At 73.3% G+C, this 6,099-nt stretch carries 6 protein-coding genes; 5 read left to right on the top strand and 1 reads right to left on the bottom strand.

The features are described from left to right. The 4 genes from ABZW32_RS38480 to ABZW32_RS38465 all read left to right on the top strand — a co-directional run. Positions 1-859: polyketide synthase dehydratase domain-containing protein (locus ABZW32_RS38480; protein WP_356225390.1), on the top strand; the 859-nt coding region annotated here is incomplete at its 5' end. A 29-nt stretch (positions 860-888) separates the two neighbouring features. Beyond that, a complete protein-coding gene (locus ABZW32_RS38475) occupies positions 889-2,490 on the top strand; it encodes a long-chain-fatty-acid--CoA ligase (protein WP_356225388.1) in 1,602 nt (533 codons plus the stop codon). Positions 2,491-2,496: 6 nt separating this feature from the next. Next, positions 2,497-3,267, top strand: a complete 771-nt coding sequence (locus tag ABZW32_RS38470; RefSeq protein WP_356225386.1) for an alpha/beta fold hydrolase — start codon at positions 2,497-2,499, stop codon at positions 3,265-3,267. A 37-nt stretch (positions 3,268-3,304) separates the two neighbouring features. Further along, positions 3,305-3,766, top strand: a complete 462-nt coding sequence (locus tag ABZW32_RS38465) for a nuclear transport factor 2 family protein (RefSeq protein WP_356225384.1) — start codon at positions 3,305-3,307, stop codon at positions 3,764-3,766. A 76-nt stretch (positions 3,767-3,842) separates the two neighbouring features. On the opposite strand, the gene ABZW32_RS38460 is transcribed toward ABZW32_RS38465, so the two are convergent. Next, positions 3,843-4,442: a TetR/AcrR family transcriptional regulator gene (locus ABZW32_RS38460; RefSeq protein WP_356225382.1), complete on the bottom strand. Its 600-nt coding sequence runs from the start codon at positions 4,440-4,442 to the stop codon at positions 3,843-3,845. A gap of 222 nt (positions 4,443-4,664) precedes the next feature. On the opposite strand from ABZW32_RS38460, the gene ABZW32_RS38455 reads away from it, so the two are divergent. Then, positions 4,665-6,026 (top strand): MFS transporter, encoded by a 1,362-nt coding sequence (locus tag ABZW32_RS38455; RefSeq protein WP_356225380.1) that lies wholly within the window; start codon positions 4,665-4,667, stop codon positions 6,024-6,026. Positions 6,027-6,099: the final 73 nt, after the last annotated feature.

Genomic DNA, 6,099 nt, shown 5'->3' with positions numbered 1-6,099 from the left:
GTCCGATCAGGGCCGGGCGCTGGTGGGCCTGCTGGGCGCGGTGCGGGGGGTGCGCTCCTCGAAGGCGCTGGACGCCGAGGACGTGCGGGCCGCCTACGCCGAGGCCGGGCTGGAGTACGGGCCGCAGTTCCGGCGGGCCCGCTCGGTGACGGCGTACGGGCCGAACTTCGCGGTGACGGAGCTGTCCGGCGCGGACGTCTCGCGCGCCGAGCACCTCCCGCCGCCGCTGCTGGACGGGGCGACGCACGCCCTGGCCGCCCTCGCCGACGACGGCCGCCACTACGTGGCCACGAGCGTGGGCCGGCTGCGGTGCTTCAAGAAGCCGCGCGGGCAGGCGTTGCGCTCCGCCGTGCGGGTCACCTGGGCCGACCGTCCGGACACCGCGGCGGGCGACGGCCCGGCCTTCACGCTGGACCTGCTGCTGCTGGAGGACGGGCCCGAGGGCGTCGGCCGGCCGGTGGCGGAGCTGTCCGGGATGGGCTTCACCCGGCTGCCGGACCGGCCGGTGGAGGTGGCCGCCGGGGCGGCGCAGCCGGCCGCGTCCGCGCCGGTAGACGTGGAGGCGCTGACGGCGGCGCCGCCCGGGGAGCGGCGGGCCGCGCTGGTCACGCTGGTGCGGGCCACGGTCGCCGCGCTCCTCGCGGTCGACGACCCGGAGTACGTCGACACCCGGGCGAGCTTCCTGGAACTCGGCGTGGACTCGCTGACCGCGATCGTGCTCAGGACCAGGCTCCAGACGCGGCTGCGCGTCCCCCTGGTCTCGTCGGCGGTCTTCGACCACCCCTCGGTGGAGGAGCTCGCCGAGGTCCTGTCCCACCGGCTGGCACCCGCGCCCGTGGTGGCGGCGCCGGCCCCCTGAGCAACAGCCAAACGACACGAGGGAACCCCATGGACAACCGTACGGAGGACCGGACCCTCGCCGCCCGCGCGGCGCTGCACGCCCGGAACCGGCCCGACCGGCCGGCGGTGATCTGCGAGGACCGCACGCTGACCTACGGGCAGCTGCACCGGGAGAGCAACCGCACGGCGCACGCGCTGCTGGACTCGGGTCCGGCGGCGGGCGCGCGGATCGGCTACCTGGGCCGGGAATCGGAGCACTACTACGACCTGGCGCTGGGCTGCGCGAAGAGCGGGGCGGTGCTGGTGCCGGTGAACTCGCGGCTCACGGCCGGCGAGGTCGAGCACGTCCTGCGTGACTCGCAGGCCGAACTCCTCTTCGTGGAGAGACAGTTCCGGCCGGTGGTGGACAGGCTGCGGCCGTCGCTGCCCCGGCTGGGCCGGATCGTGGAGATGGACTCCGACGCCCATGTGGCGGGCGGGTTCCTCGACTGGAAGCGGGGGCGGCCGGACACGGATCCGGCCCCGGCCGCCGCGGCCGGTTTCGACGACCCGGTGGCGCAGCTGTACACGAGCGGGACGACCGGCCTGCCCAAGGGGGTGGTGCTGGCGCAGCGGACCTTCTTCACCTTCATCGCCGACACCCGGGCGGCGGGGGTCGACTGGATCGACTGGCGTCCCGAGGACCGGGGGCTGAGCTGCTTCCCCGGTCTGCACACCTCGGGGTTCGGCTGGTTCATGCACTCCTTCAACGCCGGCGCCACCACGGTGATCATGCGCCAGTTCATCGCCGACGAGGCCACCCGGCTGATCGAGCGCCACGGGATCACGACGCTGTGGGCGGCGCCCGCGATGCTGCGGATGATGCTGACCGAGCGGGGCACGTCCCGCGAGACCTTCCGCTCGCTGCGCAAGGTGGTCTACAGCGGCTCCCCCATCGACCGCGAACTGCTGCTGACCTGCATCGACGTCCTGGGCTGCGAGCTGGCGCAGGGCTATTCCTCGGCGGAGGCGGGCAGTTTCGTGACCTGCCTGGCGCCGGAGGACCACACCCCGGACAGCCGGGTCCTGGGCTCGGCGGGCCGGGTCTGCCCCGGCAACGAGGTGCGGATCCTGGACGGGGAGGGCCGGCGGCTGCCGGCGGGCGAGGTGGGCCGGGTCGTCATCAAGAGCCCGGCGCGCTTCCTCGGGTACTGGCGGCTGCCGGAGGTGACGGCGCAGGCCCTGTCGGGCGAGGCGGGCGAGTGGCTGGCCATGGGCGACATGGGGCACCTCGACGCGGACGGCTACCTGTTCCTCGTAGACCGGGTCAACGACACCATCATCGTCGCGGGTCAGAACATCTATCCGACGGAGGTCGAGAATGCCCTGCGGGCCCACCCGGCGGTCGCCGAGGTCTGCGTGTACGGAGTCCCGCACCCCGACTGGGGCGAGGCCGTACGGGCCGCGGTGGTGCTGCGTCCGGGAGCCGAGGCCACCCCGCGGGAGTTCCTGCGGTTCATGAACGGGCGGATCGCCGGGTTCAAGATCCCGACGGGGTACGACATCGTGACCGCGCTGCCGCGCAATCCCACCGGCAAGGTGCTGCGCCGGGTGCTGCGCGAACGGCACACGGCCGCCGCCGCGTCGCCCGCCCCGGCCACGGCGGCGTAGAGCGCGATGGAGACCCTGGGCCCGCTGCCCGAGGTGCAGGGCGCGTCGCGGTGGCTGCATCCGGCCGACGCGGAACCGGAGGCGGAGCTGCGGTTGTTCCTGCTGCACCACAGCGGGGGCGGCGCCTCCATGTACCGGGAGTGGCCCGCGCAGCTCCCCGGCTCGGTGTCCTGCCAGGCCGTGCAGCTGCCCGGCCGTCAGGAGCGGCGGCGCGAGGCCCCGTACACGCGGCTCGGCCCGCTGGTGGAGGCTCTCGCGCGGGTGGTCTCGGACGAGCTGGACGGGCGCGCGTACGCGGTGTTCGGGCACTCGATGGGGGCGCTGCTGGGCTACCGGCTGACGGTGGAGATGGAGCGGCGGGGCCTGCCGGCCCCGGCGCTGCTCGCCGTGTCGGGGTGGGCTCCCGAGGGGTTCTCGGCGCCCGCGGCGCTGTCCCGGGACCCCCTCGAAGCGCTGCGCCTGCTGGGCGGGCTGCCGGCGGAGGTCGAGGCCGACGCGGAGCTGCTGGCGGCGGCGGTCCGGGCGATGGGTGCCGACGGCGCGGTGTGCGCGGATTTCCCGGACGACGGGGCGGCCGTGGGCGCTCCCGTCGTCGCGTACTTCGGGCGCGGGGATCCGCTCCTCGCGCCCGGGGCCATGCGGTCGTGGGCCGGCCGGACCCGTGACTTCCTGGGGTGCCGGACCTTCCCCGGGGACCACTTCTACCTGCGGACCCACGCCCGCGCCATCACGGCCGACCTGGCCCAGCTGCTGCCGCGGTACGCCGCGGGGCCCTGACCGGGCGGCGTCCCCGCAGAACCGGAGGTACACCGTCATGCTGCCCCGACCCAACGAACTCCTGGCGCGCTACGTCGCGTTGTGGAACGAGACCGACGCGGAGCGCCGGCGCGACATGGTGCACGCCCTGTACGCGCCCGACTGCACGTACGTCTTCTACCGCAAGGACCCGATCCGGGGGCACGCGGCGCTCCTGGAGCAACTGGCCTACACGCACGAGGTGTACGGCCCGATGGGCTACGAGTTCCGGTCCTCGAACAACGCGACCGGCCACCACGACGTCGTCCGGTTCAACTGGGTGATGGTCTCGGCGGCCACGGGCGAGATGGAGATGTCCGGCCAGGACATCGTCGTGCTCGCCGAGGACGGGCGAATTCAAGCCGACTACCAGTTCCACGACCGGATGCCCTCGTCGTTCGTCTACGACGACGGCTACGAGGAGCACGGCGTCGCCGTGCGCGCGGCCCGGCCCCGGCCCACCGGTGTCGCGGGCCCCTGACGGGGGTCCCGTGAGCACGCGGAACGGCCCCGCGGCACCTCGGTGCCGCGGGGCCGTTCCCGTAGGGCGGCCCGGGTCAGAGAACGGCGCCCGCCAGCGCGTTGGGGCAGTGCTGGCGCAGCACGAGCTCGGTGGTGGCCAGGGCCATCCGGGCGGGCCCGTCGGCCCCGAGCACCTCGCCGTTGGCCAGCAGGCCGCCGATGACGAGCATCAGCGTGTCGGCCAGGGCGTCGGGATCCTCCGCGCCGGCCTGGGCGCCCATGTCCCGCAGCCAGTTGCGCAGGCCCTTGAGGTGCAGCGTCGCCTCCTGGCGGCCCGGGTGCGCCGGGTCGCGGAACTCGCTGGAGGTGTTGTAGTAGATGCAGCCGTGGAAGTCCGGCTCCCTGACGCTGGCCTGGAAGAACTCCATCAGCGCCAGGATCTGCCGGGCCGGGTCGCCGCTGTGGGGGGCCGTGACCTCTTCGGCCTGCTCCCACCACTGCGCGTCGCTCTCCCGCAGCCAGGCGGCGATGAGCTCGTCCTTGCTGGCGAACTCGCGGTAGAGCAGGCTCTTGCCCACTCCGGTCGCGTCGATCACCTGCTGCATGCCGACGGCCCGGACCCCCTGCTCACCGAAGAGTTTGGCCGAGGCCTCCAGAATCCGCCGCCTCGTACCTGGTGCCGGTGTACGCGCCATGTCTGAACTCCTTCCCCTCTCCCCCGCGGATCCCAGCATACGTTTGACAGCGGGGTTTGTGAGCGCTAGAAATGGACCGATCAGTCCCGGACTGATCGGTCCGTCATTCTTCACCATGTTGCGGCCCACTGCTTCCGACGACCCTCCGATCGGAGTCTGATCATGACCGAGGCATCACCGACCTCTCCCCCCATCGCACGGACGGTGTTACCGTCCGCCCCCGTGGTCAAGAGCCTGCCCCTGCTGCTCCTGGTCGTGTGCGCGGTGCAGTTCCTGGACGCGATGGACATCGCGAGCATGGGACCGGCCCTCCCCCTGGTCCAGGCGGACCTGGGCATGTCGACCTCCGCACTCCAGTGGGTCGTCTCCGCCTACGCGCTCGGATTCGGCGGGTTCCTGCTGCTGGGCGGCCGGTTGGCCGACCTCTACAACCGCAAGAAGCTGCTGATCGGCTTCCTCGCCGTCTTCGTGGTGGCGAGCATCCTCGGCGGCATCGCCGACAACGGAGTGCTCCTGGTCGTCGCCCGTCTCCTCAAGGGCGTCAGCGCCGGTATCACCGCACCCGCCGCCATGGCGATCCTGCTCGACGCCTTCCGTGACGAGCAGTCACGCAACCGCGCGCTCGGCACCTTCCTCGCCGTGGCCTCGGCCGGCTACTCGCTCGGCCTGATCCTCGGCGGCCTGATGGCGGGCGTCTCCTGGCGCCTGGTCCTGTTCGCCCCGGCCGTGGCCGGTGTCCTGGTCGCCCTGCTCGCCGCCTCCGTGGTACCCGCCCAGCAGGAGAAGGGCAAGAGCGGAAGCATCGACATCCTCGGCGCCGTCACGGTGACGGCCGGCGCGGTGGCCCTCGTGTACGGGCTCAGCCGGGCCGCGAGCAACGGCTGGAGCGACGCGCAGACGATCGGTTCGCTCATCGCCGCCGCGGTCCTCTTCCCGCTGTTCGCCGTGGTCGAGAGCCGGCACCCGGCGCCGCTGGTCCCGCTCTCCGTCTTCCGCAAGGGCCAGCTGACCCGCGCCCTGGTCTCGATGCTCTTCTTCGGCGCCTACGTCTCCTTCCAGTTCGTGCTCACCCTCTACTACCAGGAGCAGCTGGGCTGGAGCCCGCTGGAGGCCGGCCTCGCCTTCCTCCTCGGCGGCGTGCTGACCGCGGGCACCGCCCGCTACGGCGCGGCCCTGGTCACCAAGTACGGCGCCTGGCCCGTCGCCACCGGCGGCCTGGTCCTGCTGAGCATCGGCTACCTCGGCTGGGTCCTGCTCATGGGTCAGGTCGACCCGCTGGTCACGCTGTTCGCGCAGCAGCTCCTCGGCGGCCTCGGCTTCGCCGCGGTCTACCCGGCACTGAACATCGCGGCCGTCGGCACCGCCGAGCCCGACGAGCAGGGCCTGGTCTCGGGCCTGTTCAACGCCGGCGCGCAGATCGGCAACGGTGTGGTCATCGCCGTCACCGCCACCGCCTTCTCGCTCTCCACCGGCGGGATCGCCCCGTACCGGGCGGGCCTGTGGACCGTCACGGTCATCACCCTCGCCGTCACCCTCGTGGCCCTGGCGGGCGCCGCCCGCTACCGCCGCAAGGCCGCGGCCTGACCGGAGGGCGCCGCCGCCGCGGCGGCGGCGCCCTCCCCCCGATCGGCCGTGCAACACGTCTGGCGCACCCATT

The sequence above is a fragment of the Streptomyces sp. NPDC004667 genome (genome assembly GCF_040609475.1).
In the GTDB taxonomy this organism is placed as follows: Bacteria; Actinomycetota; Actinomycetes; order Streptomycetales; family Streptomycetaceae; genus Streptomyces.
This window is presented reverse-complemented; position numbering and strand designations above follow the sequence as displayed.

Excerpts from the sequence above, each read along its gene's own strand:
- ABZW32_RS38475 (WP_356225388.1), top strand. The coding sequence starts at position 889 with ATGGACAACCGTACGGAGGACCGGACCCTCGCCGCCCGCGCGGCGCTG.
- ABZW32_RS38470 (WP_356225386.1), top strand. The coding sequence starts at position 2,497 with ATGGAGACCCTGGGCCCGCTGCCCGAGGTGCAGGGCGCGTCGCGGTGG.
- ABZW32_RS38465 (WP_356225384.1), top strand. The coding sequence starts at position 3,305 with ATGCTGCCCCGACCCAACGAACTCCTGGCGCGCTACGTCGCGTTGTGG.
- ABZW32_RS38460 (WP_356225382.1), bottom strand. The coding sequence starts at position 4,442 with ATGGCGCGTACACCGGCACCAGGTACGAGGCGGCGGATTCTGGAGGCC.